26 protein-coding genes, 1 tRNA gene and 2 pseudogenes are annotated in these 26,473 nt (G+C 69.0%); 21 read left to right on the top strand and 8 right to left on the bottom strand.

The window, feature by feature from the left end; translation table 11 throughout:
* The 7 genes and pseudogenes from M6444_RS05320 to M6444_RS22880 all read left to right on the top strand — a co-directional run.
* On the top strand, window positions 1-423 hold a 423-nt coding region (locus tag M6444_RS05320; protein WP_298323854.1), incomplete at its 5' end, for an amidohydrolase family protein.
* 21 nt (window positions 424-444) lie between these two features.
* The gene (locus M6444_RS05315; RefSeq protein WP_298323851.1) at window positions 445-693 is read left to right on the top strand and encodes a type II toxin-antitoxin system prevent-host-death family antitoxin; all 249 of its coding nucleotides are present in this window, start codon (window positions 445-447) and stop codon (window positions 691-693) included.
* Window positions 690-1,070, top strand: coding sequence for a PIN domain-containing protein (locus tag M6444_RS05310; protein ID WP_298323850.1), 381 nt, complete (start codon window positions 690-692; stop codon window positions 1,068-1,070). Before M6444_RS05315 ends, M6444_RS05310 begins: the two co-directional genes overlap by 4 nt.
* A 187-nt stretch (window positions 1,071-1,257) precedes the next feature.
* Entirely contained in the window at window positions 1,258-4,923 is a 3,666-nt protein-coding gene (gene mfd / locus M6444_RS05305) for a transcription-repair coupling factor (RefSeq protein WP_298323848.1), read from the top strand.
* A gap of 58 nt (window positions 4,924-4,981) precedes the next feature.
* On the top strand, window positions 4,982-5,587 hold the full coding sequence (locus tag M6444_RS05300; RefSeq protein WP_298323846.1) for a SurA N-terminal domain-containing protein: 606 nt from the start codon (window positions 4,982-4,984) through the stop codon (window positions 5,585-5,587).
* Window positions 5,584-6,597: a MazG family protein gene (locus M6444_RS05295; protein ID WP_298323845.1), complete on the top strand. Its 1,014-nt coding sequence runs from the start codon at window positions 5,584-5,586 to the stop codon at window positions 6,595-6,597. Before M6444_RS05300 ends, M6444_RS05295 begins: the two co-directional genes overlap by 4 nt.
* Window positions 6,598-6,873: 276 nt before the next feature.
* A pseudogene (locus tag M6444_RS22880) lies at window positions 6,874-7,062 on the top strand (hypothetical protein); the annotation flags it as partial.
* A gap of 48 nt (window positions 7,063-7,110) precedes the next feature.
* Here the strand turns inward: M6444_RS22880 and M6444_RS05290 are convergent.
* Window positions 7,111-7,560, bottom strand: coding sequence for a hypothetical protein (locus M6444_RS05290; protein WP_298323843.1), 450 nt, complete (start codon window positions 7,558-7,560; stop codon window positions 7,111-7,113).
* Between the two features lie 81 nt (window positions 7,561-7,641).
* On the opposite strand from M6444_RS05290, the gene M6444_RS05285 reads away from it, so the two are divergent.
* The 5 genes from M6444_RS05285 (at window position 7,642) to M6444_RS05265 (ending at window position 12,011) form a co-directional block, all read left to right on the top strand.
* Window positions 7,642-8,523 (top strand): TetR/AcrR family transcriptional regulator, encoded by an 882-nt coding sequence (locus M6444_RS05285; protein ID WP_298323841.1) that lies wholly within the window; start codon window positions 7,642-7,644, stop codon window positions 8,521-8,523.
* Window positions 8,524-8,674: 151 nt separating this feature from the next.
* Entirely contained in the window at window positions 8,675-9,955 is a 1,281-nt protein-coding gene (gene eno / locus M6444_RS05280) for a phosphopyruvate hydratase (RefSeq protein WP_298323839.1), read from the top strand.
* An 18-nt stretch (window positions 9,956-9,973) separates the two neighbouring features.
* A complete protein-coding gene (locus tag M6444_RS05275; protein ID WP_298323837.1) occupies window positions 9,974-10,582 on the top strand; it encodes a septum formation initiator family protein in 609 nt (202 codons plus the stop codon).
* 11 nt (window positions 10,583-10,593) lie between these two features.
* A complete protein-coding gene (locus tag M6444_RS05270) occupies window positions 10,594-11,082 on the top strand; it encodes a DUF501 domain-containing protein (RefSeq protein WP_363326249.1) in 489 nt (162 codons plus the stop codon).
* Complete coding sequence (locus M6444_RS05265; RefSeq protein ID WP_363326248.1) at window positions 11,079-12,011, top strand: Ppx/GppA phosphatase family protein; 933 nt, start codon at window positions 11,079-11,081, stop codon at window positions 12,009-12,011. Before M6444_RS05270 ends, M6444_RS05265 begins: the two co-directional genes overlap by 4 nt.
* On the opposite strand, the gene M6444_RS05260 is transcribed toward M6444_RS05265, so the two are convergent.
* Window positions 11,990-12,661: a PIG-L family deacetylase gene (locus M6444_RS05260; RefSeq protein WP_298323831.1), complete on the bottom strand. Its 672-nt coding sequence runs from the start codon at window positions 12,659-12,661 to the stop codon at window positions 11,990-11,992. The two genes, M6444_RS05265 and M6444_RS05260, sit on opposite strands and share 22 nt — an antisense overlap.
* 227 nt (window positions 12,662-12,888) lie before the next feature.
* Here M6444_RS05260 and M6444_RS05255 point away from each other — a divergent pair, with 227 nt between their 5' ends.
* The 3 genes from M6444_RS05255 (at window position 12,889) to M6444_RS05245 (ending at window position 15,829) form a co-directional block, all read left to right on the top strand.
* Window positions 12,889-13,530, top strand: coding sequence for a DUF4389 domain-containing protein (locus M6444_RS05255; protein ID WP_298323829.1), 642 nt, complete (start codon window positions 12,889-12,891; stop codon window positions 13,528-13,530).
* A 263-nt stretch (window positions 13,531-13,793) separates the two neighbouring features.
* Window positions 13,794-14,597, top strand: a complete 804-nt coding sequence (locus tag M6444_RS05250; protein ID WP_298323828.1) for an HAD-IA family hydrolase — start codon at window positions 13,794-13,796, stop codon at window positions 14,595-14,597.
* 101 nt (window positions 14,598-14,698) lie between these two features.
* On the top strand, window positions 14,699-15,829 hold the full coding sequence (locus tag M6444_RS05245; RefSeq protein WP_298323827.1) for a hypothetical protein: 1,131 nt from the start codon (window positions 14,699-14,701) through the stop codon (window positions 15,827-15,829).
* Window positions 15,830-16,208: 379 nt separating this feature from the next.
* On the opposite strand, the gene M6444_RS05240 is transcribed toward M6444_RS05245, so the two are convergent.
* Entirely contained in the window at window positions 16,209-16,985 is a 777-nt protein-coding gene (locus M6444_RS05240) for a GAF and ANTAR domain-containing protein (RefSeq protein WP_298323825.1), read from the bottom strand.
* Complete coding sequence (locus M6444_RS05235; RefSeq protein ID WP_298323824.1) at window positions 16,982-17,791, bottom strand: GAF and ANTAR domain-containing protein; 810 nt, start codon at window positions 17,789-17,791, stop codon at window positions 16,982-16,984. Before M6444_RS05235 ends, M6444_RS05240 begins: the two co-directional genes overlap by 4 nt.
* A 179-nt stretch (window positions 17,792-17,970) precedes the next feature.
* Between M6444_RS05235 and M6444_RS05230 the strand changes: the two genes are divergently transcribed.
* On the top strand, window positions 17,971-18,849 hold the full coding sequence (locus tag M6444_RS05230; RefSeq protein ID WP_363326247.1) for a uracil-DNA glycosylase: 879 nt from the start codon (window positions 17,971-17,973) through the stop codon (window positions 18,847-18,849).
* Window positions 18,850-18,855: 6 nt separating this feature from the next.
* Here M6444_RS05230 and M6444_RS05225 read toward each other — a convergent pair whose 3' ends face one another.
* From M6444_RS05225 to M6444_RS05215, 3 genes are all read right to left on the bottom strand, one after another.
* A complete protein-coding gene (locus M6444_RS05225) occupies window positions 18,856-19,587 on the bottom strand; it encodes a helix-turn-helix domain-containing protein (protein ID WP_298323822.1) in 732 nt (243 codons plus the stop codon).
* Window positions 19,588-19,649: 62 nt separating this feature from the next.
* Complete coding sequence (locus tag M6444_RS05220; protein ID WP_298323820.1) at window positions 19,650-20,216, bottom strand: DUF4232 domain-containing protein; 567 nt, start codon at window positions 20,214-20,216, stop codon at window positions 19,650-19,652.
* A 263-nt stretch (window positions 20,217-20,479) separates the two neighbouring features.
* Complete coding sequence (locus M6444_RS05215; RefSeq protein WP_298323818.1) at window positions 20,480-21,673, bottom strand: serine hydrolase domain-containing protein; 1,194 nt, start codon at window positions 21,671-21,673, stop codon at window positions 20,480-20,482.
* Between the two features lie 529 nt (window positions 21,674-22,202).
* Here M6444_RS05215 and M6444_RS05210 point away from each other — a divergent pair.
* The 5 genes from M6444_RS05210 to M6444_RS05190 all read left to right on the top strand — a co-directional run bounded on the left by M6444_RS05210 (window position 22,203) and on the right by M6444_RS05190 (window position 26,192).
* Window positions 22,203-23,546, top strand: a complete 1,344-nt coding sequence (locus tag M6444_RS05210) for an NAD(P)/FAD-dependent oxidoreductase (protein WP_298323816.1) — start codon at window positions 22,203-22,205, stop codon at window positions 23,544-23,546.
* Between the two features lie 153 nt (window positions 23,547-23,699).
* Window positions 23,700-25,001, top strand: coding sequence for a cyclopropane-fatty-acyl-phospholipid synthase family protein (locus tag M6444_RS05205; protein ID WP_298323814.1), 1,302 nt, complete (start codon window positions 23,700-23,702; stop codon window positions 24,999-25,001).
* Entirely contained in the window at window positions 24,998-25,516 is a 519-nt protein-coding gene (locus M6444_RS05200; protein ID WP_298323812.1) for an ACT domain-containing protein, read from the top strand. Before M6444_RS05205 ends, M6444_RS05200 begins: the two co-directional genes overlap by 4 nt.
* On the top strand, window positions 25,513-26,058 hold the full coding sequence (locus M6444_RS05195; RefSeq protein WP_298323810.1) for a peptide deformylase: 546 nt from the start codon (window positions 25,513-25,515) through the stop codon (window positions 26,056-26,058). The genes M6444_RS05200 and M6444_RS05195 overlap by 4 nt, the downstream gene beginning before the upstream one ends.
* A 60-nt stretch (window positions 26,059-26,118) precedes the next feature.
* Window positions 26,119-26,192 (top strand) — tRNA-Leu (locus tag M6444_RS05190).
* A 68-nt stretch (window positions 26,193-26,260) separates the two neighbouring features.
* Here M6444_RS05190 and M6444_RS05185 read toward each other — a convergent pair.
* Window positions 26,261-26,473, bottom strand: a pseudogene (locus M6444_RS05185) (sodium:proton antiporter); the annotation flags it as partial.

Below are 26,473 nucleotides of genomic sequence, written 5' to 3'. Positions count from 1 at the left end.
CACGGGATGAGCGAGGACGACGTCGTCACCGTCCTGCGCCACCCTCGTGTCGCGGTCGCCAGCGACGGCTGGGTGCTGCGCCCACACGGCACCGGGCGCCCGCACCCGCGCAGTTTCGGCACGTTCCCGCGCGTGCTCGGCCACTACGTGCGCGAGCTCGGCGTGCTGACCCTGCCTGAGGCCGTGCGCAAGATGACGTCGTTGCCGGCCTCGCGGCTGGGGCTGCGCGACCGCGGTGTCCTGGCCGCCGGCGCCGTGGCCGACATCGTCGTGTTCGACCCCGACACCGTGGCCGACCGGTCGACCTTCGCCGAGCCGTGGCAGCTGGCCGCGGGCATCGACACGGTACTGGTCGCCGGCGAAGTCGCGCTGGACGGTGGCGAGGCGACGCAGGCCCGCGCCGGGCGCGTGCTGCGCAGGTAGCACTTGTGCTACATTGGGTGCATGACCACGGTCGGATTGCGTGAATTGCGGCAAGAGGCGTCCGATTTGGTGCGGCGTGTTCAAGCGGGCGAGGAAGTGACCATCACGGTCGCCGGACGGCCAAGTGCGCGGTTGGTGCCGATCGTTCCGCGCACCTGGCGGAGATTCGAGGACGTGGCGGAGCTCTTCCGCGGAGAAGTCGATCGTGACTGGGAGGCCGATCGAGACCTGATCGACCACCAGGTGCGCGATCCGTGGACGGCGGAATGAGGGCGATCCTCGACACCAGCATCGTCGTCGCGACAGACGTGCCAAGGCTGGACGGAGAACTGGCGATCAGCAGTGCCACGTTGGCCGAGTTGCACTTCGGTGTTCTGGTGGCCCGTGACACCGCCGCGCGAGCGGAGCGGCTTCGACGCTTGAGTGGTCTTCAACGGACGTTCGACGCGTTGCCCGTCGATGACGCGGTCGCGGCCGCCTACGGGACGTTAGCCGCAGCGGTCGTGGAAGCCGGTCAGCAACCGCGGGCTCGTGTGTTCGACTTGCTGATTGCTGCCACCGCGTACGCGCATTCTGCACGCCTTTACACGCGTAACGCTGACGACCTAGCCGGAGTGGACGGCCTGGTCGAGGTCGTCTCCGTCTAGCCGTGGTGATCTGAGCCGGCTGATTGCTGCGACGACGCGTTCGGATGCTGCCGCCGCGTGCCGCTCGAACCCCGGTCGACGTCGACGATGCAGAAAGCTGTCGGTGCGCAGGCGTAAACTTTGACAGTTACCACCCCCGCTCCGTGCCGGTTCGGGGGCAAGTTCGTGTGCCCACGTCAGGAAGAGCATGACTCTGTTCGGTCTCCTTCACACGTTGCTCGGCGACGGCGGTGACCCCGTGCTGCGCTCGGCCGTCGACGACGCACGCACCGGCGCACTCGACAGCCTCGACCTCACCGCACCACCGGCCCTGCGCCCGTTCGTGGTCTCCGCCATCGCCGATGCCACGGTGGGTGCCGACCGGCCGGTCCTCGCCGTCACCGCGACGGGGCGCGAGACCGAAGACCTCGTCGAAGGGCTGCGCTGCCTGCTGCCGGCCGACTGCGTGGTGGAGTACCCGGCGTGGGAGACGCTGCCGCACGAGCGGCTGTCGCCGCGCAGCGACACCGTCGGGCGCCGGTTGGCGGTGCTGCGCCGTCTGGTGCACCCCGAGAACGACGCCGAGCGCGTGAAGGTGGTCGTCGCGCCGGTGCGTAGCGTGTTGCAGCCGCAGGTCGCCGGGTTGGGCGAGCTGCGTCCGGTACGGCTGCGCGTGGGGGACGAGATCAGCCTCGACGACGTCGTCGACCAGCTCGCGGCTGCGGCGTACACCCGGGTCGACCTCGTCGAGCGCCGAGGTGAGTTCGCCGTGCGCGGCGGCATCGTCGACGTGTTCCCGCCGACTGAAGAACACCCGGTCCGGGTCGACTTCTGGGGTGACACCGTCGACGAGATCCGCTGGTTCACCGTCGCCGACCAGCGCTCCACCGACCTCGTCGAGTCGGGCTTGTGGGCACCGCCGTGCCGCGAGCTGCTGCTCACCGACGACGTGCGCGAGCGAGCGGCGAAACTGTCCAGCGAACTGCCCGAGCTCGCCGAGATGCTCGACAAGATCGCCGCGGGCATCGCCGTCGAGGGCATGGAGTCGCTCGCCCCGGTCCTGGTCGACCGGATGGAGATGCTGATCGACCTGTTGCCCGAGGGGACGCAGGTGCTGGTCTGCGACCCCGAGCGGGTGCGTACGCGAGCGCACGACCTCGTTTCCACCAGCCAAGAGTTCCTCGACGCGTCGTGGGCTGCCGCGGCCGGAGGCGGAACGTCGCCCATCGACCTCGGCGCCGCGGCGTACCGCACGCTCGGTGACGTCCGGTCACAAGCGCTCCGGCAGGGGCTGCGCTGGTGGAGCCTGAGCTCGTTCAGCCTGGACGCCGCGGCCGCCGGTAACGCTGAACCGGCCAAGCGCGAACCGGTGGACCTCGACGCCGACCTCTACGCCGTCGACCTCGGCGACGACATGGTGCATGCCGGCGCCGTCGAGAGCCGCCAGATCGACGCCCGCCCGGCCGAGACGTACCGCGGCGACACCGGCCGCGCGGTGACTGACCTGTCCGGCTGGCTGGCCACGGGCGGCCGGGCCGTCCTCGTCACCGGCGGGCAGGGCACCGCGGGGCGGGTGGTCGAGATGCTCGGCGAGTCCGAGGTCCCGGCCCGGTTCACCGACGACCTCAGCGAACCCCCGGAGCCCGGTGTCGTGCACGTCACCACCGGCACGCTCGCCCACGGATTCGTGGCGCAGGCGGCCGGGCTGGCCGTGCTGACCGAGGACGACGTCACCGGCCAGCGCGTCTCCACCAAGGGCGCGGCGCGGATGCCGAGCCGGCGGCGCAACCAGGTCGATCCGCTGCAGCTCAAGCCGGGCGACCACATCGTGCACGACCAACACGGCGTGGGTCGCTATGTCGAGATGACCAGCCGGACGATCCACGGCGCCACCCGCGAATACCTCGTCGTCGAGTACGCGCCGAGCAAGCGGGGCCAGCCCGCCGACCGGCTCTTCGTCCCGACCGACCAGCTCGATCAGGTGACCAAGTACGTCGGCGGCGACGTGCCGAGCCTCGACCGCATCGGCGGTAGCGACTGGGCCAAGCGCAAGGGCCGCGCGCGCAAGGCGGTCAAGGAGATCGCCGCGGAGTTGATCAAACTCTACGCAGCGCGCCAGGCCGCGCCCGGCCACGCCTTCGGCCCTGATACGCCGTGGCAGGCCGAGCTCGAGGACGCCTTTCCCTACGTCGAGACCGTCGACCAACTGTCGACCATCGACGAGGTCAAGCGCGACATGGAGCGCTCGGTGCCGATGGACCGCGTCATCTGCGGCGACGTCGGGTACGGCAAGACCGAGATCGCGGTGCGGGCGGCGTTCAAGGCCGTCCAGGACGGTAAGCAGGTCGGCGTCCTCGTGCCCACCACCCTCCTGGTCCAGCAGCACTTCACCACGTTCGCCGAGCGGTTCGCGCCGTTCCCCATCAAGGTGCGGGCGCTGTCGCGGTTCCAGTCCGACGCCGAAGCCGCGGAGACGATCCAGGGTCTGGCCGACGGCACCATCGACGTCGTCATCGGCACGCACCGCCTGATCACCGGTGACGTCCGGTTCAAGAACCTCGGCCTGTTGATCGTCGACGAGGAGCAGCGCTTCGGCGTCGAGCACAAAGAGAAGCTCAAGCACCTGCGGGCCAACGTCGACGTCCTCACGATGTCGGCCACCCCCATCCCGCGCACGCTCGAGATGTCCATCACCGGCATCCGAGACATGTCGGTCATCACCACCCCGCCCGAGGAGCGCCACCCGGTACTCACGTACGTGGGCGGCTACGACGAGAAGCAGGTCGGTGCGGCCATCCGGCGTGAGCTCATGCGCGACGGCCAGGTCTTCTTCGTGCACAACCGGGTCGACACCATCGAGAAGGCGGCAGCACACCTGCGTGACATCGTCCCCGAGGCGCGCGTGGCCGTGGCCCACGGACAGATGGGCGAGCACACGCTCGAACAGGTCATCAACAGCTTCTGGCAGCGTGAGGTCGACGTCCTGGTGTGCACCACCATCGTCGAGACCGGCCTCGACATCTCCAACGCCAACACGCTCATCGTCGACCGGTCCGAACGGCTCGGCCTGTCGCAGCTGCACCAACTACGCGGACGGGTCGGTCGCGGCCGCGAACGCGCTTACGCCTACTTTTTCTACCCGCGCGAGACCCCGCTCACCGAGGAGGCACACGAACGCCTGGCCACCATCGCCCAGCACTCCGACCTCGGCGCCGGTATGCAGGTGGCGATGAAAGACCTCGAGATCCGCGGCGCGGGCAACCTGCTCGGGGGCGAGCAGTCCGGGCACATCGCCGACGTCGGCTTCGACCTCTACGTGCGCCTGGTCGGCGAGGCCGTGGCCGAATACCGCGGCGACCAGGACGAACAGGTGCAGGACGTGCGGATCGAGCTGCCGGTCGACGCGCACATCCCACACGACTTCGTCGCCAGTGAGCGGTTGCGGTTGGAGGCCTACCGCCGGCTGTCCGAGGCGACCGACGAGGACGCGGTCGAGGCGGTGCGCGACGAGCTCGAAGACCGCTACGGTGAGCTGCCGGAGCCGGTGCGCAACCTGATCGAGGTCGCGCGCTTCCGCGCCCACGCCCGGCGAGCCGGGCTGACCGAGGTGACGCTGCAGGGCAACTTCGTCCGGTTCGCACAGATCGAGCTGGCGGACTGGCAACGGGTGCGGCTGAATCGGGTGTATCCGAAGAGCGTGGTCAAGGCCGCGGTCGGGACCGTGCTGGTGCCGCGGCCGGCGACGGCCAGCATCGGTGGCTCGCCGCTGCGTGGCGTCGAACTGCTCGCGTGGGCGCGGCAGGTGATCGACGACGTCCTGGCACACTCGCCCGGGGCGGAGGTCGCCAGCGCCGCTGGAAGTCGGGCTGGGTAAGATGCGCCCGGCGGAACATCTGACGAAGAGGATCACTGTGTCGACCACTCGCCGAATCATGCCCGCAGCACTGGCGTTGGCCGCGGCCGTCGCGCTGTCGGCTTGCGACTCCGACCAGGTGGGCGCGGCCGCCGTCATCGGCGACGACCGCCTGACCGTGTCTGAGCTGCACGAGCAGGTCGAGCAGGCCCAGGCGCTCGAGGGCTTCGACGTCCAGGCCGCTGGCGGCATCGCGGGATTCCAGCGTGACCTGCTCACCAGGCACATCCAGCACCAGATCTTCGAGCAACTGGCCGCCGAGGAAGGCATCGAGATCACCGGGGCCCAGATCGACGACGCCATCGAGCAGTTCGAGGCGCAGAACCCGGAAGGCGACCTCGGCCCGCTGCTGGCGCAGAACGGCTACACCGAGGAGGCCTTCCGCGCCGGGCTCACCGACCAGTTGATCGCCGAGGCCTACCTGGCCGAGAACGGCGGCGACCAGAACGCGCTGACCGAGCGGCTCATCGAGATCGGCGAGGAGCTCGGCATCAAGGTCAACCCCCGCTACGGCAGCTGGGGCGACCAGCTCTCCGTCACCGCCGACAGCGGCTCGATCTCCAAGCCCGTCAGCGGTGAGACCGCGAACCCGGGCGAACTGCCTGAGCCCACGCCGCCGCAGTGACACCACGGCCCGCGCAGCGTGGTCGGCTGACGCTGCTGGCCACGAGCCCCCGGGTCGCGCCCGGGTTGCTCAGTGCGACCGCGTGGGCGGCCCTGCGCGACAGCGTCGTGTGGGCCGGGACGGATCATCCGCAGGTGTCGGCGTTGCGCGCGGCCGGTGTCGACGTTCGCGTCGTCGACGAGCCGGTGCAGGCGAGCACGTTGCTCGACGCCGCCGCCGGCGGCTCGCTCGTCTGGCTGCTCAGCCCTGACGGCGACGACGAGCTGGTGTCGTCGGCGCGTACCGAAGCCGGCGCCCGGGGTGCGCGAGCGCCGGAAGTCGACGTGGTGACCGGATCGCACGACCTGCCGGGTGCCCGGCTGCTCGACCTCGTCGCGGTGATGGATCGATTGCGCTCGCCGGGCGGGTGCCCTTGGGATGCCGAGCAGACCCATCGCAGCCTGGCGACGTACCTGTTGGAGGAGACCTACGAGACGCTCGAGGCGATCGAGTCCGGCGATGACGACGACCTGCGCGAAGAGCTCGGCGACCTGCTCTTGCAGGTCATGTTCCACGCCCGGATCGCCGAGGAACGCGAGTCGGCGGCCTGGTCGATCGACGACGTCGCCGCGGGTATCACCGCCAAGCTCGTCCGCCGGCACCCGCACGTGTTCGCCGACGCCGAGGCGCCCACCGCCGACGACGTGAAGGACCGATGGGAGGTCCTGAAGCGGGCCGAGAAACAGCGAGAGTCCGCGGTCGACGGCGTGCCGCTGGCCCAGCCCGCGCTCTCACTGGCCGGCAAGGTGCTGCACCGAGCGGCCAAGGCGGGACTCGACGTGCCCGTGCCCAACGTCGACCTACCAACCGAAGAAGACGCAGCCGCCGGCGACGCAGCCGCTGTCGGTGATGTGCTGCTGGCGATGGTCGCTGCCGCCCGCGAACGCGGCATCGACGCCGAGCAGGCGCTGCGCGACGCCACCCGGCGCTACATCGCCGCCGTCCGCTCCGCCGAACACGCTTCGAAATGATCATGTTCACTTGGCAATTCCCTGTCACACCACCCGTGCACGCCTCGTGATGCAGCAGAAAACCTCGTGGTGCCCCCGGCGGCCCCATATCGCGCCCGCCCGGACAGCCCGGCACCGTTCCGGGGCGGCTTCGGCGGCTATCGTGACTCGCCGCGTCCGAACGGGCGCAAGCGCCGCAAGAGCATTTTCGACCAGCTCTTCGACTGACCCCCTCCAGCCCGGGTGAACCTCCTGGTCTGTGCGCGTTGCAGCGAGCGTTGCGACGACGTCACCGTCGTGGCCGGTCCGGCCGTTCGCTGCCCCGCCTGCGCACACCCGAACCCGTTCGTGCGGTCGCCGTTGTTCTGCGTGACCGGCCCGAGCGGAACGGGCAAGTCGACGGTGGCGCGACTGGTGCTCGACGACCTCGCCGACCGGTTCGTGGTCCTCGAGCAGGACGTTCTGTGGCAGGCCGGGTTACGCGACGAGCAGTCGGAGCACCGGACGTTCTGCGCGGCCTGGCTGCACGCCGGGTCAGCGCGGCAGACGTCGCGCCAGGACCACCGCCACCAGGCCGGCCACGCACGGCAGCAAACCGGCCGCGCCGAGCGCTGAGGGCACGATCGGGCTGCCGTATTCCTGGACGAAGAGGTTCGTCAGGGCGATCCCGGTGGCGAGCACGAACAGGACAATGGAGACCAGCGGTGCCCACCGCTTGCCGCGCGCGACGGCCCACATCATCCACGACCAGCACACGACGCCGAGCACGCCGAGCCCGACCAGGTAGCCCACGATGACGCCGGAGGCGGGAACCTCGGCGTAGCCGTCGTAGACGTCGTGCAAGTGGTCCGACAGCCGGCCGCTGGCGTCGAACGCCACGGCCGCCGCGGCGGCGAGCACGTTCAGGACCAGTCCGATCGCCATCGTGGCCAGCGTCTTGCGCTGGACCGGCGCGAGCGTGCGTGGAGGGGCGGAGACGGTCATGGGTGAACTCCAATACGTTCGATACGATGGCAGTAATTGAAGCTTAAAACTTGAAACACCATATCTCAAATGGAGGAGTCAATGACTTCTGACCTCCCGCCTGCCGACACGCCGGCCGTCGGCAGCATCGGCCGGCGCCGGCCGCGGTTGTCCGATGTCGAAACCGAACGACGGATGCTGCAGACCGCCGCGAAGGCCCTCACCGAAGCCGGCCTCACCGTGAGCCTGGAGCACGTGCGCATGGAAGACGTCATCCGCGAAGCGGGTGTCTCGCGCAGTGCGGTGTATCGGCGCTGGCCGCACAAGGACATGTTCTTGGGTGATCTGCTGCTCGAACTGGCCGGCAGCGTCCACGAGGCCACGCAGGCCGGTCACGACGTGGGTAACGAGGCGGTCCGACGGGTCCTGCTGGGCCGGTTCGACGAACTGCGCACGCCCGAGGGCCGGCGTCAGCTCGTCGTGGACCTGGCCAGTGAGGCCGCCTTGGCGGATTTCCTGGAAGACCAGTACTCCAACCAATGGCGCACGTACCTGGCCCTGACGATGACGCTGGTCAGCCTGCCCGAAGGCAAGCTGCGCGACGACCTGCGCGCCTCGCTCGCCGCGTCGGAGCAGGCACTGACCGAGCGGGTCGCGTACAACTACAGCGTCATCGCGGGGCTGTTGGGGTTGCGCCCGCGCCCGGACAGCGGCACGACGTTCGCCACCATCGCCCGGCTGGGCAAAGCCGTGATGATCGGGCTGATCATCGAAAGCTTCGCCACCCCCGACGTGACGGCTGAACGGGTCCGCGGCGAGTTGTTCGGCCAGCAGGGCGCCTGGTCGCTACCCGCCCTCGGCGTCACCAGCTTGACCTTGACCTTCCTGGAGCCCGATCCCGACGTCGAATGGGACGACGCGCGACTGGCGCAGCTGCGCGAACGGCTCGAGGCCGGCGACGACCTGTTCGCGCCGCCGTCGTGAACAGCTCACGCGGATCGGGCACGTCGGTGGCGCCAGGCGGCGGACCGGCCCGGTAGGCTGCGGACGTACGAGTGTGCAGCGCCATCGTCGTCACTGCAGCGACCGTACGACCGACGATGATCAGCGACAGCAGAGCGCAGGAGAGTACTACGTGGCCACGATCGAAGCAGTCGGAGCACGCGAGATCCTCGACTCCCGGGGTAACCCGACCGTCGAGGTCGAGGTCGCGCTCGACGACACCACCATCGCCCGTGCAGCCGTCCCGTCCGGCGCTTCGACCGGCGCGTTCGAGGCCGTCGAACTGCGCGACGGCGACGCCGCACGCTACGCCGGCAAGGGTGTCGAGAAGGCCGTCACCGCGGTCATGGACGAGATCGCCCCGGAGCTGCTCGGTCACGAAGCCAGCGATCAGCGGCTGATCGACCAGGCGCTCATCGACCTCGACGGCACGCCGAACAAGGCGCGCCTGGGAGCCAACGCGATCCTGGGTGTCTCGCTCGCCGTGGCGAAGGCCGCCGCCAAGTCGGCGGACCTGCCGTTGTTCCGCTACCTCGGCGGGCCCAACGCCCACCTGCTGCCGGTGCCGATGATGAACATCCTCAACGGCGGCTCGCACGCCGACAGCAATGTCGACATCCAGGAGTTCATGATCGCGCCGATCGGCGCGGAGACCTACCGCGAGGCGTTGCGCTGGGGCGCTGAGGTCTACCACACGCTGAAGAAGGTGCTCAAAGACCGCGGACTGGCCACCGGCCTGGGGGACGAAGGCGGCTTCGCGCCCGACCTGCCCAGCAACCGCGAAGCGCTCGACCTCATCATGCAGGCGATCGAGAAGGCCGGCTACACCCCCGGCGCGCAGGTGGCGCTGGCACTCGACGTCGCCTCCACGGAGTTCTTCACCGACGGCCGCTACACCTTCGAGGGCAACTCCATCTCGGCAGCGGAACTCACCAAGTACTACGAGCAGCTCGTCGCCGACTACCCGCTGGTCTCCATCGAGGACCCGCTGTCCGAGGACGACTGGTCCGGGTGGGCGGAACTGACCGGCGCGCTCGGTGAGCGCATCCAGATCGTCGGCGACGACCTGTTCGTCACCAACCCCGAGCGCCTGGAGCGGGGCATCAAGGAACGCTCCGCCAACTCGCTGCTGGTCAAGGTCAACCAGATCGGCTCGCTCACCGAGACGTTCGATGCGGTGTCCATGGCCCACCACGCGCGGTTCACCTGCATGATCAGTCACCGTTCCGGCGAAACCGAGGACACCACCATCGCTGATCTGGCCGTGGCCACCAACGCCGGGCAGATCAAGACCGGGGCTCCGGCCCGCTCCGAGCGAGTCGCGAAGTACAACCAGCTCCTGCGTATCGAGGACGAGCTCGACGACGGCGCGCGGTACGCCGGGGCGAAGGCCTTCCCGCGGTTCAGCGGGTAAGGAGGCGAGCAGACGACCATGGCCCCCTCCCGTCGTGCCTCCGGCGCCCGACCCTCGGGCAGCGCCGGGACGACGCGGCGTCCGGCCAATCGGTCGACGCGTCCGACGGCTCGGCCGGGCCGCGGCCAGCGCCCGCGCACCGGCGTCACCGGCGCCGCGGCCAGAGGGAGTGCCACCTCGGCGAAGACGCCGCCGCCGGGGCCGCCGGCGAGTCGCCAGTCCGGGAGCCGTCCGTCGGTCACCGGCCGGGCAGCTGTGCTGGCCCTGGTGCTCGCGGTCCTGCTGGTGTCCTACGCCTACCCGCTGCGGACCTGGTTCGAGCAGCACGGGCGGCACTCCGAGCTGGAGCAGGAGGCCGCCCGGCTCGAGTCGTCGGTCGAACAGCTGGAGCGCGAGCAGCGGTTGTGGAACGACCCCGCCTACGTCGAGGCCATGGCGCGCGAGCGGTTGAACTTCGTCATGCCCGACGAACAGGGCTACGTCGTGGTGTCCGACCCCGACGCCGACAAGGAGGCCGCCGTCGACGACAGCGGCTTGCCGCCGGTCGGGGCCGGCGAGTGGTACGAGCGGCTGTGGACGTCGGTCGAGATGGCTGATGCCCCGCCTCAGCCGGAGGACGGCGAGTGACGGTACCGGTGATGGACCGCGCCGACCTCGACACCGTCCGACTCCAGCTGGGGCGGCCGGTGCGAGGCGGCCGGGCGGTCGTGCACCGCTGCGGGAGCGGGCATCCCACGGTCATCGAGACCGAGCCGCGCCTGCCCGACGGTACGCCGTTTCCCACGTTGTTCTACCTGACGTGCCCGGCTGCGGTGGCCGAGGTGTCCACGCTGGAGTCGCAGAGCGTGATGCGTGAGCTGACCGCCGAGCTCGAGACCGACGACGATCTGGCCGCCGCCTACCGCCGGGCGCACCTCGACTACCTGGAACGGCGGGAGCGGATCGCGCACGTGCCCGAGATCGAGGGCGTGTCCGCAGGCGGCATGCCCGTGCGGGTGAAATGCCTGCATGTGCTGGTGGCACACAGCCTGGCCGTCGGTCCCGGCGTCAATCCGCTCGGCGATCGTGCCCTCGAGATGCTGGCGCCGACGTGGACACCGGCCACCTGCGAGTGGGCGCCCGCGTGACCCGCGTGGCCGCCGTGGACTGCGGAACGAACTCTGTGCGCCTGCTGGTCACCGACATCGACCCGGTCACGAACACGCAGATCGACCTCGACCGCCGGCTCGAGATCGTCCGGCTCGGCCAAGACGTCGATCGCACCGGTCGATTGGCGCCGGAGGCGCTGGCCCGCACCATGCGGGCCTTGCGTTCGTACGCCGAGGTCATCGACGACCTGGGGGCGCAGCGGGTCCGTATGGTCGCCACCAGCGCGACGCGTGATGCGGCGAACCGCGCGGAGTTCGTCGCCGGGGTTCGTGCCGTCCTGGGGGTCGAGCCGGAGGTCGTGACCGGTGATGAGGAAGCGGCACTGTCGTTCGCCGGAGCCACGCGCCTGCTGCCCGCCACCATCCCTGCGCCGTACCTCGTCGCCGACATCGGCGGCGGGTCGACGGAGCTCGCCGTCGGAGCCGGGGACCTGCTGGCCGCGCGCAGCGTGGACGTCGGCAGCGTCCGACTGACCGAGCGGCGGTTTCACTCCGACCCGCCGAGCAGCGCAGATGTCGCAGCGGCCATCGACGACATCGACGCCGCCATCGACGTCGCCGAGCACGATGTCCCCGTCAGCTCAGCCGGTAGCCTGATCGGACTGGCCGGTTCAGTGACGTCGGTCGCGGCCATCCACCTCGACCTCCCGGCCTACGACTCGACCGTGATTCACCACAGCCGGATCTGCGCCGACGACATCCGCGTCGTCAGCGACCGGTTGCTCGCCGCGAGCCATGACGAACGCGCGGCGATCCCGTCGTTGCATCCGGGCCGGGTCGACATCATCGCGGCGGGCGCACTGATCCTGCGCCGCCTGGTCGAACGGGCCGGCGTCGACGAGGTCCTGGTCAGCGAACACGACATTCTCGACGGCATCGCCTGGAGTCAGGTGGAGCCCGTCGTGTGACTCCGCACGGCAACAACCCCGGCCGACCGCCCGGCCTGCCCGAGCGAGAGCAGCACCAGCGACTCCTCGTGCCGATGGGTCATCCGCCAGCGAGCGAGCGCATCTTCGGCGGGCAGGTCGTGGTGGTGGGCGATCGCCGCATTCTGCCGAGAACGGTCGACGTCGCGGATGGGGACGTGGTTCAACCCGGCGCCACGCCGAGCGGCGACGGTGCGCGCGTAGAGCGGCAGGCGCTGCCGGATCGCGGTACGGAAAGCCACGTGCATCGCCCGCAGATGGTCCGGATGTGCGTCCCGGCCGGTCGCCTCGACGGTGAGGATCGCCTCAGCGCCCGTCGCGGCGGCCACGACGTGCTTGGTCAGGATGGTCAGGTTGATGGCAGCCAGGTGGCCGGCCGGAAAGTCCAGCAGGACGACGTCGTCCACGCCCAACGTGCGCGCGGCCGAGCTCAACTCGCTCGCCCGGGCGAAATGCCGCCGGTGTCCGGGGTCCGGGCGGCGGCCGTGCGTGAAACACAACACCCGGATGGACGAGCCGGTGGCGGCGAATGCGGCGATCACGCCGCCGAGAGCGAAGGTGGCGTCGTAGGGATGGGCGCACACGACCAACAGACGGCGCACAGACGGAACGTGGGGGGTGGACGTGCTCATGGAACCCACTGTCCGTGGGGCGGAGATCGGTCCCTAGGGGCCTTAGGTCCCACCACCCGGGCCCAACGTCGGCCCAGACGGGCACCGCGCTCAGGCGTGATCGGGTGGGACTTTGCGACATCGCGGTACGAAGACGATCTGGTCGAACGACCCTGGTCGAGTCCTGACGAGGTCCTTAGCATCAGCGACGTCTGATCGCATGATCGTCGAAGGAGCGTGACCGTGCCATGGACTCAACCCAGACCCCTCCCGGCTACCCGGTACAACTGACGGTCGACTATCCCGACCATGACCTCAACCGGGTGAGCACGTTCTTCCGACTGTTCGCCGCGATCCCCATCCTCATCGTGCTGGGCACCGTCAACGGCGGCAGCTGGCAGTGGACCTCGGAGTCCGGCTCGTACGTGGCCGCGGGAACCGGCGGCCTGTTGTTCGCCGGACCACTGCTCATGATCCTCTTCCGGCAGAAGTACCCACGCTGGTGGTTCGACTGGAACAGGGAACTGCAGCGCTTCAGCACCCGGGTGTCGGCTTACCTTGCGCTGATGGATGACCGGTACCCGTCCACGGACGAGCATCAGTCCGTCCACCTCGACTATGCCCATCCGGACGCCACGACCGACCTGAACCGGTGGCTCCCGCTGGTCAAGTGGTTCCTGGCCATCCCGCACTACATCGTCCTGGCGGTGCTGGACATCGCCGCGCTCATCGTCGTGATCATCGCGTGGTTCGCGATCTTGTTCACCGGGCGCTACCCACGGGGCATGTTCAACTTCATCGAAGGCGTTATCCGCTGGCACAACCGCGTCCTGTGCTATGCCTTGGTCCTGGTCACCGATCGCTATCCGCCCTTCCGTCTGGCTCCCTGAGCACGGGCGCGCGACGCCCGACCGAGCGCCCCGCGCAGGCGTGGACGTCTTTTCGTCTGAAAAGCGTGTATCCGGTCGAGTTCTGGGTACGTGACGAGTCGCACTGAACCCTCGGTGTCGCTGGGCCCTGGGAAGGACTTTGGACCTCCTCAGCGGGACCACCGCCCCTGTCGCACCTCACCTGCGACAGGCCAGGGTCTTTACCAGACACCCCTGCGGCCCGCGTCCACCGGCCGCGCCCCGAACACCAAGATTGGTCGCGTATGAGTCACCGAGCCACGCTGTACCTGGACCGCCTGGATGCTGCGATATTCGATACCGACGGCGTGGTGACCGATACTGCTCGGGCACATGCGACCGCCTGGAAAGCGACGTTCGACAACTTCCTGCACAGGCACACCGCGCTCACCGGAACCGAACAGCGCGACTTCGACGCCCACCACGACTACATCGCCTACGTCGACGGCCGGCCGCGGCGCGAGGGTGCGCGCTCGTTCCTCGCTTCCCGAGGCATCTCGCTACCCGAGCACGGGGACCGAGACAGCATCGATGCCCTCTCCGAGGACAAGTCCCGCAGGTTCGTGGCCGAGATCGGCCGGTACGGTGTCGCCGCGTTCCCGTCGTCGGTGGCGCTGCTGCGTGACCTGCGCCGGTACGGCGTGTTCACCGCCGTGGTCTCGTCCAGCAGCCATTGCCGTGACATGCTGCGCGCCGCCCATGTCGAGGATCTGTTCGACGTGCGCGTCGACGGTACCGACATGGAGCGCCTGCGCATCGCGGCCAAGCCCGAACCGGGCCTGTTCGCAGAGGCCGCCGCCCGGCTCGGTGCGCAGGTATCGCGCTGTGTCGTGATCGAGGACTCGCTGACCGGTGTCGAGGCGGGACGGCGCGGCGCGTTCGGTGTCGTCATCGGCGTGGACCGGCACGGTGACCAGGGCGGCGAGATGTACGAACGCGGCGCCCACGTCGTGGTCAGTAGCCTCGCCGACGTCAGAACCGTCGCGCATACGCACCCTGCCACGGCTGTCGTCGACAGCGAACACCCGAATCTGTCTCGCGCACGCTAGGCCGCCTCCGGACGTTCATCGTCTCAGGGGGTGCCGTTTGTGCCGCGTTGCCACGATCATGGTGGCCTTGATGGCCGTTGTCCATGATTGTGGAGGTCGCCGTGCCCGTCCCCCTGACGCGTAGGACCCTGCTCGCCGGCGCGAGTGCTGCCGGCATGACCCTGGCGGTACCACGGCTCGCCGCAGCCGACGACGTCGCGTATGCCGCCTTCCGCGTGGTGCGGGCGCGCCCCGGCCCGCCGGGAACCCCGGAGATCACCCTTCCGGCCGGATACGAGATCACCCCTGGTGAGAAGTACTCCGTGGCCAGCCGAGCGGAGTACTACACCTTCGTGCAGGGACCGCACGCCGCCGACGGGATCGAAATCGCCGTGCGCTGGCCGGGCGTCCGCGTCGAGACGGTGATCCATCAGGAGTCACACCTGCCCGTCGAGCGCGACCCGCACGACCGCGACGCTTTCCGGTTCGTGCTGCCCATGACTCAGCCGTCGCTGGATGCCAATCAGCCGACGATCCAGGTGTGGAGCCATCCGGACGTCTCGCCGGGCATGTACTGGCGGATCGAGCACAACGACCCCGACCGCGTGGCAGGCCCCTGGGCCGACGTCGCGTGGCCCGCGGGCCAGGTGCGATCAGTCGTCCACCAGCTGGTTGCCACGCACCTGATCTGCCGGGAAGCCGGGTTGGTCGACACCGCAGCGGCGAAGGGGCATCGCTTCGTGCTGATGGGCTTCGAGACGAACAACGCGGTACACCCGGACAACCCGCCGCACTGGCACATCTCGTACAACTCCGGCCCGGACTTCAGCGCGCCCACGCACAACCCGCACTTCTGGATGGATGCCGACGGGCGGAACTACTACAACGGCATGGACGTCACGGGTCTCGGGCGCCTGAAGTATTACGTCGGGGATCCCGCGCCGGTGTACGACTTCATCGGCGATGCCAACGGCGGCCGGGGGAACCTCGTGCTCACCTTCACGCTGCGCGAAGACGGCGGCATCGACATCGCCCCGCCCGACGGGCCTTCCTACGCCATCGCCGCTGGGCGCGGCGGCGATCTGCTGGACGAGGTGACGGTGTTGCGTGACGGCGCGCCATGGCTGGCCGTGAGCACCACCGACCGTGTTCACGTCGGCGTGCTGACCGTGCGCATCCACGATCTTCGCCACGGATCCGAGAGCCGGACGTCGGTGCTGCGCTACGACCGGCTCACCGGAGTGCTGATCTAGGCGAGGCCGGCCACGACGCGGCGGGTCACCTCCCCTGTCGGCGACCCGCGAGGCAAGACCCCGGCCGACCGCACCACGTCGGGCACCCCCGGTTTTGGTGCAACCCGCACCCCACGACGGGGCGGCCGGCCGGGGTCGGTCAGGTGGGCGATGGGTTCTCGCGCGAGATGGTCGTCATGGTCGCGGGCTCCTCGGTTTCCACCTGCTCCGGCCAATCCGCGCACGGCGAATCGAGCCCGAAGCGAGGACAGATTGTGGAAAGCCGCCGAGGTCCAGGGCGACCAAGTCAGTAGTGCCTACTCTGCGTTATCAAGCCTGCTCAGAGCGGTAACTACTCGACGCCCGAGACGTTACGCTGGGCTCGTTGCGTAGTCAAGGGTTAACGGCGCGAACTGTCGCCATGTCGTCGAGCCGGCGGGACGGCACCGCTGGCCGGTCTCGGTTCGGCAGGGACGTCGAGGCTGCCGTCGACCACGTTCCCCGCAACGTCGTGCAGCTTGCGCTGATGATGACGGGCGTGAGCGCGAAGCGCGGTGAAAGCGTCGGCGACAGAGACTCGATGTCGCTCGGCGAGGATGCCCTTGGCCTGTTCGATGAGGATTCTGCTGTTCAACGCGGCCTGGAGTTGCTCGGCGACAGTCTCGTGCTGACGCAGCGTGCGCTCGTGCAGGATGCCGATGGTGGCCACGTCGGCAAGCGCTTGCCCCAGTTCGAGCTTGCCGGAGTCCAGGTGCTCCGAGCGCCGGCCGAACATGTTGAGTGTGCCGATGACGGTGTCCCGCAGCCGCATCGGCAGCGCGTGCACGGAAGCGAACCCGGCCGAACGCGCCGCGCGGGCGAACCTCGGCCAGCGTTCGTCGGCGGTCGAGAGGTCGTCGCAGCTCACGACCGAACCGCTGCGGTAGCAGTCGATACACGGACCTTCGGCGTTGTGGACCTGCAGCAACTGGAGCGCCCGGGTGCGTTCGCTCGACGCGGCGACGAGATTGAGTGAGCCGTGATGATCGGCCAGGACGAGGCCGCTCGCGCCGATCTCGAGGAGGTCGACGACGCGCGTGGCGAGACCTTCGACGAATTCGATGACGTCGTAGTCGTCCACCAAGGTGTCGGCCAGGTCGACGAACGTGTCGCGCACGCGCTGGTCGAGGGTGTTCATGCGCGTCCCTCCAGGTCGCTGTCGTCCGCTCGGCCTTCGTTGGTATCGGCTACGTCGTCCGCATCGGGTGCGCCCACGCTGCCGTCCGGGTGGAATCGTAAGCGCCGCGACACGACGGCGTGCGCAATATCGGCCAACCGCCGATCTTGGGCATAAGCGTACGCCCGAAGCCGGCTGAGCGCGTCCGTGACGCTGACACCGAGTTGAGCGCTGACCATCCCGGCCGCCTGGTGCACCTCGGCGCGGAAGTCCACCGGATCGAAGCCGCGCCGGCCGCCGGAGCTCACCGGGAGGCCACTGTGGTGGTCGAGGGTGAGAACCAGCACGGCATCGGCGTAGGCGAGGCCGTCGGCCAACTCGGGACCGCTGAGATTCCCGGTCACGGCGCGATACACCGTCAACACGCCGACACGCGCGCCGCCGGACGACACGGGGAAGGCGAAGATCGCCGCAATGTCGTGCGCACCGACCGCGGCCAGGAACCCCGGCCATCGGCGCTGGTTGACGTCGGCGGCCAGATCGGCGACGAGCACCGGCCGGTCCTGGGCTGCAGCCTCGGGAGACGGGCCCTCACCGAGGGTGAACTGCAACTCCTCGAGGCGTTCGGCGATCGGTGACGTGGCGATCACCGGCTCGGGGAGTGCTCGGCCCGGCGTTCGCGTCAAGCTGAGTGACAAGCCGACGCCGGTGGCCTGAAGCGCCTCGGCGCACGCGTAGCAGGCATGCCGTGCGTCCGGGGCCACACCGTGAGCCAGCGCCTGGGTGGTGATGGACGTCCAGACGCGGGCGGTGCGGTCATCGTTCACCGTCGCCGCCTTGGACTGAGGTCCTGGCCAAGCCCATGGCGCAAGTATCCATGGCGACGTCCTGTCTCCGAGAGGCGATCAGTCTCTCCGGCCCCCGGTCGGCACGGCCAGAGTCCTATGACCCGCTGCGTCGCCGCCGCCGTGCCGACGTCGCCCGGTCCGGACGAACGCACGGCACAATGACTCAGGTGCCCTCCCGAGAACCCAGCATCCCTGGCGCTGCGTCGCCGGCAGCTCATCCCGTCACCGGTGCCTGGTTTCCCAGCCCTGTTCCGCCGGGGACCGGTTGGCCTGACGACGAAGCAGATTCCACCACACCGGTGGCTCACGACGCCGCCGATGTCCGCACTCTCGCACAGGGAGCGAGCTTGCGCGAGGTCACGGCCAGGTCGTCGGTGTGCCGAGCTTGTCCGCGACTGGTCGAATGGCGCGAGCGCGTCGCGGTGACCAAACGCAAGTCGTTCGTCGATCAGCCCTACTGGGGGCGGCCCACGCCGGGATGGGGCGACCCACGGCCGTCGCTGCTCATCGTCGGCCTGGCGCCGGCGGCCCACGGCGGCAATCGGACCGGGCGGATATTCACCGGCGATCGCAGTGGCGACTGGCTCTACGCGGCCCTGCATCGCGCCGGGTTGGCCAACCGCCCGCACGCCGCGCACGCCGGGGACGGCCTGCGACTGGCCGGCGTGCGCATCGTGGCGCCAGTACGCTGCGCGCCACCGGACAACAAGCCGACCCCGGCCGAACGCGACGCGTGCTCGGCCTGGCTCGACCGCGAGGTGGAGCTGGTGTTGCCCACGGTGCGTGCGGTGGTCGCCCTCGGTTCGTTCGCGTGGTCGGCGGCGCTGCGGACGTTGGCGGCGGCCGGTGCCGTGGTCCCACGTCCGCGCCCGGCCTTCGGGCACGGCGCAGAGGCCGAACTGGGCGGGCTGTCGTCCGGACCTGTCGTGGTGATCGGCAGTTACCACCCCAGCCAGCAGAACACCTTCACCGGCCGGCTGACCGAGGCGATGCTCGACGACGTGTTCGAGCGAGCGAAGGGCCACGCCACTCGGTGATCGCGATCAGGCTGAGGCCTTCGGCCGCAGGACGGACTCGGCGAGGCCGAGGTGCTCCCGCAGGGCGTGGCGCCCGGTCGCGGTGAGCGTGACGGCACGCGTGCGGGGCCGCCTGGCCACCCAGCCGGCGTCGATCGCGTACCTGCACACCAGGGCGCCGGCTGCTCCGGCGAGGTGTGAGCGGCGCTCGGTCCAATCCAGGCATGGCCGCACCGGGGCGCGGCCGCGACCGGGCGGCCAGCCCTGTGGGTCGAGTGTGGTCAGCCAGTGCGCGCCGTCGTCGGTCACTGCCAAGCCGTTTTCCCAGGTCAGAAACCCGCGTGCGGTCATGGCGTCGGTGACGGCGACGCCGAGCGTCCCGGCCAGATGGTCGTAGCACGTGCGGGCGAACGCCAGTGCCCTACGCCGGGTGGATGCCGACAGCGAGCGCACCGGTTCGGCGACGTCCGGGGCCGCCGACACCAGCGACTCCACGAGATCGGCCGTCGCTGGATCGGCCAGCCGGACGTAGCGGTGCCGTCCTTGCCGTACCTCGGTGATCAGCCCGCTGTTCCGGAGCCGGTGGAGATGGGCCGTGGCCGTCGACGGCGCGACGCCGGCGTGCCGGGCGAGTTCGGTGGCCGTCCACGCCCGCCCGTCGAGCAACGCGACCAAGAACGTCGCGCGGGTGGCGTCGGCCAGCACACTGGCCATGGAGGCCAGCGTGGCGCCGCGCTCGTCATCGACCCGGTCGTTCATCACTCCATCATGGGGTACTGATGCTTCGGCCGGTGCCGAAGCATCAGTACCCGCTCGGCCCGTCAGGGCAGGTTGTCGAAGAGTTCCTGCAGAGCCTCGTCCTGGCTCGTCTGCCACCACGTCGTGATCGGCTCGTAGACGTAGATGCCGGGGTCGGCCATGTCGAGTTCCTCGGCGAAGAACACGGTGCCTTCGTGGTCCGGGGCCGCGCCGACCGTCATGAACTGGACGACCTCGACGCCGTCGTCATCCATGGCCGGCGCGGTGCGGATCGCGGCATGGGCGGATTCGCCTGGCGACAAGGCGTACGGTGCGCTCTCGGTCGGCGGCACCGCTTCCGCGGATCCGTCGAGGTTGGCGAAGGTCACCGTGGGGATGCGGTCGATGGCGCACTCCGGACCGTCGCCGGCGGCGCGGGTGACGCTGACGATGACGATGTTCTCTTCGGGGAGCTCGGGACTCGCTTCGAGGTGCAGGTCAGCGGGGTCACAGGCGGCCGGCCGCTCGGGCGAGTCGTCGGTACCGGCGTCCTGAGCGCTCGCGCCTGCAGCGGCAGCGAGCGTGGCGACGGTCGCGCCGGTGAGGATCGTGGCCGAAAGCAGCTTGCCGTGTCGGTTTCGCTTCGTCATGGTTTCTGACTTCCCCGTTCGTTTCGACGGTTTCGGTGGATCGTGGGAACCGTTCGTTCCCTCTATCCAGGAGGACTCACGGGTCGGGCGGATGGTTGCACGCGAGGGCCCGGTTTTTTGAGGTGCCGATCTCGCCCCGACTCGCGCAGCTCCTGGAAGATGGCCCACCTTTGCCGCATCGGCCAGACCCTGCGCCCTGGTGACCGCTATCGTCGATCTACGGGCATGGACGCGCCCGTGGTGTCCCCGTGATCGTCAGTTGGCTACTGCTGAGTGATCAGGTCGCGTTCCAGATTCACCATCGGCCAGTAACGATCGGCGTAGTTGCTGAGGCTCACCGCCACCCAGTCCAGGTCGGGGTAGAAATCGAGCATGGTCGACACGCCCAGTGTGCTGCCGCCAGAGTGGCCGCGAATGCGCTGGTCGTTGAGTGTGGTCACCTCGAACCCGTAACCGTAGAAGGAGTTCTGCCGCTCCAATTCCGGGCGTTCATCCGGCCCCAGGACCGCCTTGCCGCTGATGGCCAGGTCGACGGACGTGGCTGGCAGCAGTGTGCGGCCGTCCATCAGGGCTTGCACGAAGGTCGACAACTCGCCCGCCGTGGAGTAGGCCCCGCCGGCCGGCGTTCCGCCATACGAGAAATACTCCAGCGTCGTCGAGTCGATGCGTTCGCCGGTTTCGCGATCAACCGAGTAGGGGCGGGCGATGTCGTCAGCGGCGAGGACCTCGGGCTTGGTGTAGAAACCGGAACGCTTCATGCCGGCCCGGCGGAATACGTGCTCTTTGATGTAGTCGTAGTAGTCTTGCCCGCTCACTTCTCGCACGATCGCGCCGAGTAAGAAGAAGCCGGTGTTGCTGTAGCGCCACTGTGTCCCCGGCGTGAATTCCACCAGGTCGGGCAATCCACGAATGACGTCCAAGGTCCCGTCGAAGATCTCGTCGAAGCTGTTCCACTTCTGTGACTCCGCCCAGAAATCCTCGGCCTGGGAGTAATCACCCAGTCCGGAGGTGTGCGTCAGCAGCTGATGGACGGTGACGGTGTCGGCCACGTCGGCCTGGAAACCATCCAGGTAGGTTCCGACGGTCTCGTGGAGGTCGAGCTTGTTCTGATGTTCGAGTTGCATGACCGCCACCGCCGTGAAGCACTTGGTGATCGAGCCGAGGTCGAACAGGGTGTCAATCCGGTTGGGCACCGACTCTGCCTTGTTGGCCATGCCGTAGGCGCGTTCGAGCACGGGCCTGCCACGACGGGTCAGTCGGACGACGCCGGAGAACGTGTCCTCATCAGCGAGCTTCGCCACGAGCTGGTCGTATTCACCGCCGGGCCGCAACCCTTTGGGTATCGGGCCATGTGCCGCCGTAGCTCCGGATGTTCCGGTGGCCGCGGAATCGTCGGCATGTCCGACACCGGCTCCGGTCAGGACCACACCGGTCCCGAGCGGGACTGCTCCCAGCATCCCGAGCAGTGTCCGCCGAGACGGCTGCGTGGATCGACTATTCACGACACTTCCTCCTCTGCGATGGAGCGTTCAAAGAACATGTCCTCGGCAGTGGACAGAAGCGCGGGTATCGCCTCATGGCACGCTTCCCTTCCTGCGCATGGGACTCGTGGAGAGTTTGCCATCGGCGCGCCAGGAATCAGTCGCTGAATGGCCTTCAGCGCCGGGCTTCTTAGTTGATTCTTAGAAGCGGCGGTCTGTTGGGCGTCATTCCATGCCCGGCTGTTTGCGGCGACGAGTCCAAAAGGCCTTCTCTGCGGGATTGGTTCGGTTGGTGGCCTCTCCTGGTGCGCCTGAAGTTCCCCGCGAGCCTCGCGAGCCGGCGGATCGAGCGCCGTGCCGGGCCGGCGTCGGAGAACGACCGCTTGCCGGGGCCCTGCGACCGAACCACGGGAGAGCGCACAGCAAGAACGCGGTCGCCGGTGTGGTGGAGCGCACGGTCCAAACACCTTGTGAATGCGTTCACAAGGTCGGTAGAATCGTCCTCATGAAGGGCATGACGCGTCACGACAACCGGCCGCACATCCTCGTCGTCGGCGGTGGATACGTCGGCATGTACACCGCCCTCGGGCTGCAGCGCAGGCTGCGCCGACGGGCGCGGATCACGGTGGTGGATCCGCGTTCCTACATGACCTACCAGCCGTTCCTGCCCGAGGCGGCAGCCGGCTCGCTGGAACCGCGACACGTCGTCGTGCCGCTGCGCAAGGTCCTCAAGCACTGTGACGTCATCACCGGTGAGGTCCGCTGGATTCACCACGCGACCAAGACCGTCAACGTCCACCCCGAGGCGGGCGAGCCGTACGACCTCGAGTACGACATCCTCGTCGTCGCGCTGGGCTCGATCTCGCGGACGCTGCCCATCCCGGGTCTCGCCGAGGTCGGTATCGGCTTCAAGCAGGTCGAGGAAGCGATCGCGCTGCGCAACCACGTCCTGGACCGGCTGGACGTGGCAGCGTCGACGACCGACGAGGCGGTTCGGCGCAGGGCGCTGACGTTCGTGTTCGTCGGTGGCGGATTCGCAGGGGTGGAAGCCCTCGGTGAGCTGGAGAACATGGCGCAGTACGCCCGCCGCTACTACCCGCAGATCGGGCCACACGACATGCGCTGGGTGCTGGTGGAGGCCACCGGGCGGATCCTGCCCGAGGTGGGCCCCGAGATGGGCGTCTACACGGTCGAGGAGCTGAGCAAGCGCGGCATCGAGATCCGGCTGGAGACCAGGCTCGAATCGTGCGTCGACGGGCACGTCGTGCTGTCGAAGGGCAAGCCGTTCGACGCCGACACCATCGTCTGGACGGCAGGGGTCAAGGCGAACCCGGTGCTGCGCAACAGTGACCTCCCGCTCGACGACAAGGGCCGGGTGCGCTGCCTGCCCGAGATGCGCATCGACGGGCTCGAGGACGCGTGGGCCGCCGGCGACAACGCGGCGATCCCGGACCTCACCGCGGGCGAGCCGGGCGTCATGACCGCCCCGAACGCCCAGCATGCCGTCCGCCAGGCGAAGCTGCTCGCCAAGAACATCGTGGCCGCGATGAACGGGCGCTTCCCCAAGCCGTACAAGCACAAGTACATCGGCTCGGTCGCCAGCCTCGGCCTGTACAAGGGTGTGGCGCACACCTACGGCATCAAGGTCCGCGGCTTCCCCGCGTGGTTCATGCACCGCACGTACCACATGAGCAAGATGCCGACGTTCAACCGCAAGGCTCGCGTCCTGGTCGACTGGACGATGGCGCTGCTGTTCCGCCGCGAGGTGGTCACGCTCGGTCGCACGAGCATGCCCCGTGAGGACTTCCGTCGCGCCGCGACCGACGACTCCCGCACTTTGGTCAAATGATCATGTTCACTTGCCGATTCCCTGCTGCACCACCCGTACACACCTGGTGATGCTGCCGAAAACCTCGTGGTGTTCCCTCCGGACGGCGCTAACGTCTGAATCATGTCCGTGGGCGTCGCTACAGTGATCGTCCAGGTGTACGGAGGTGGCGTCATGTCCAGTGCGGGAGCAGCCGGACGCATCGGCGCGTTGATCGAGCGGTTGCTGGGGCGCCCGCTGCCGCTGCGCATCCGGACCTGGGACGGTGCGCAAACCGGCTCCGGCGACGGGCCCGTCCTGGTGGTCCGGTCCCGCCGGGCGCTTCGCCGGCTGCTGTGGCAACCGGACGAGATCGGCCTCGCCCGCGGCTGGGTGGCCGGCGAGCTCGACGTCGACGGTGACCTCGAAGAAGCACTCAGCCGCCTGGACGACACCGTGCGGGAGCTGAACGGCCGGCCGAAACTGACCGCTGCCGAACGCGCCGAGGTCCTTCGGGTCGCGGTGACTCTCGGCGCGGTCGGCCCGCCGTTGAAGCCGCCGCCGGAGGAAGCCGTCCTCAGCGGTGAGCGCCACTCGAAAAAGCGCGACCGCGCCGCCGTCAGCCACCACTACGACGTCGGCAACGACTTCTACGAAACCGTGCTCGGTCCGTCGCTGGTGTACTCGTGCGCGTACTGGACCCGCGGCGACGACCCCGATTACACCCTCGAGGACGCCCAGCGGGACAAGAACGACCTGATCTGCCGCAAGCTGGGCCTCGAGCCCGGTATGCGCCTGCTCGACGTGGGCTGCGGCTGGGGTTCGCTGGTCCTGCACGCTGCGCGGGAGTACGGCGTGCGCGCGGTCGGGGTGACGGTGTCGACGGCGCAGGCCGACTACGCCGAACGTCGCGTCGCCGACAGCGGGCTCGGCGACCTGGTTCAGATCCGCAACGACGACTGGCGCGACGTCGTCGACGGCCCGTTCGACGCGATCGCCAGCGTGGGCATGGCCGAGCATCTCGGGGCGCAGAGTTGGCCCGCGTACGTCGACCGGCTCCACGAGCTGTTGCGCCCCGGCGGCCGCCTGCTCAACCACCAGATCGTGCGCAAGGGCCGTCCACCTCGCGCGACGTCGTTGCGCGGCCGCCGGACGTTCATCGACGCGTATGTCTTCCCCGACGGTGAACTGCTGACCACCGGCGAAGTGGTGAACCGGCTCGAGGCAGGGGGCTTCGAGATCCGCGACGTGCACGCGCTGCGTGAGCATTACGCCCGTACGCTGCGGCATTGGGTCATGAACCTCGAAGCGGGATGGGACCGCGCCGTCTCCTCGGCCGGGGAGGGCCGTGCCCGCGTGTGGCGCCTGTACATGGCTGGTTCCGCGGTGTCGTTCGACGCGGGCCGCATCGGTGTCGACCAGATGCTGGCGGTACGGCTCCATGACGACGGGCGAAGCGACATGCCGATGGTGCGTCCGGTTGGATGGAGTGCATGAGCCTCATCGCTGTCACCGTCATCGGGCCCGATCGCCCGGGCATCATCGCCGAAGCCACCGGCGGCCTGGCCGCGCTCGGCCTGAACCTCGAAGACTCCACCATGACACTGTTGCGCGGGCACTTCGCGATGATGCTCATCTGTTCTGGTGACCGTGCGCCCGCCGAGGTGGAGCAAGCTCTGGCGTCGTTGACGGCCGATGGCCTGCAGGTGTCAGCACGCGAGGTGCCGCCCGATGACGGCGTGGGGGAGTCCGGTCGGGTGCCCTACGTCCTGACCGTGCACGGTGGCGACCGCCCCGGCATCGTCTCCGCGCTCACGCGGGTCGTGGCCGACGCCGGCGGCAACATCACCGACCTCGCCACTCGGTTGACCGACGAGCTGTACGTCCTGATCGCCGAGGTCGACCTGCCGGCTGCAGCCGATGAAGACGATGTTGCAGCCCGGCTGCGTTCGGTCGCACGCGACCTCGGCGTCGACGTCATGCTGCGTCCTCAGGAGACGGACATCCTGTGAGCGTTCGCGATTGGGTCGAGTCCGACCTCGGCGTCCCTGGAACCGTCCTGCCCGTCGTACGGGCGCCGGCGGCGGTGCTGTCGCAGCCCGCGCCCCACGTGGATCCGCAAGCCCCGGAGACCGTGCGCCTCGCTGCCGACCTGGTGGCCACCATGCGGGTCTCGCCCGGCTGCGTCGGGCTGGCCGCATGCCAGGTCGGCGTCGCTGCGCACGTGTTCGCCGTCGACGTCACCGGGCACCCGAAGGCGCGTACGGTGCACGGCACCTTCGTCCTGTGCAACGCGCGGGTGGAGGAGGCGACCCGCAAGGAGAAAGGACGCGAGGGCTGCATGTCGGTGCCCGACTTGACCGGCGACGTCAAACGCGCGACGCGGCTGGTGGTCAGCGGGCAACTGCCGGGCTCCGGCGATCACGTGACCGTCGAGACCGACGCATTCGAAGCCCGCGCCCTGCAGCACGAGATCGACCACTGTGACGGATACCTGTTCCTTGATCGGGTCTCCGGCGCGCACGCGGTCTACCCGCGCCAGACATACCTGTAACCGCGGGCGCTCCCGTACGCTGAGGGCCCGCGGTGTCGACGTAGCGGCGCTGCGCATAGCGCCCCCGTAGCCCAACAGGCAGAGGCGGCGGACTTAAAATCCGCACAGTGTCGGTTCGATCCCGACCGGGGGCACTCGTGTTGCTGGTTCTTCGCCTCGTGTCCAGGCGGTGATGCCCGGTCGGGCACTGACGGCCATGGATTCAGGTCTCATCGCGGCGCGCAGAGGTGTGCTGGTCCGCCTGATAGACGTCCGGGATGCCGTCGTGGTCGAGGTCGGAAGATTCGAGTTCGTGTAATTGACGGTAGGTGCGATTGCGCAGCCGCAGCACGAGCGTGGCCAGCAGGGCAGCGGTGAGGGAGCCCGTCAGGACACCGACCTTGACGTGTTCGTCGAGCGCGCCGTCGGTGGCGAA

The sequence above is a fragment of the Haloactinopolyspora sp. genome (assembly GCF_027324685.1).
GTDB lineage: Bacteria > Actinomycetota > Actinomycetes > Jiangellales > Jiangellaceae > Haloactinopolyspora.
Note: the sequence above shows the minus strand (reverse complement) of the source record. Positions and strands in the feature narration are given on the sequence as shown.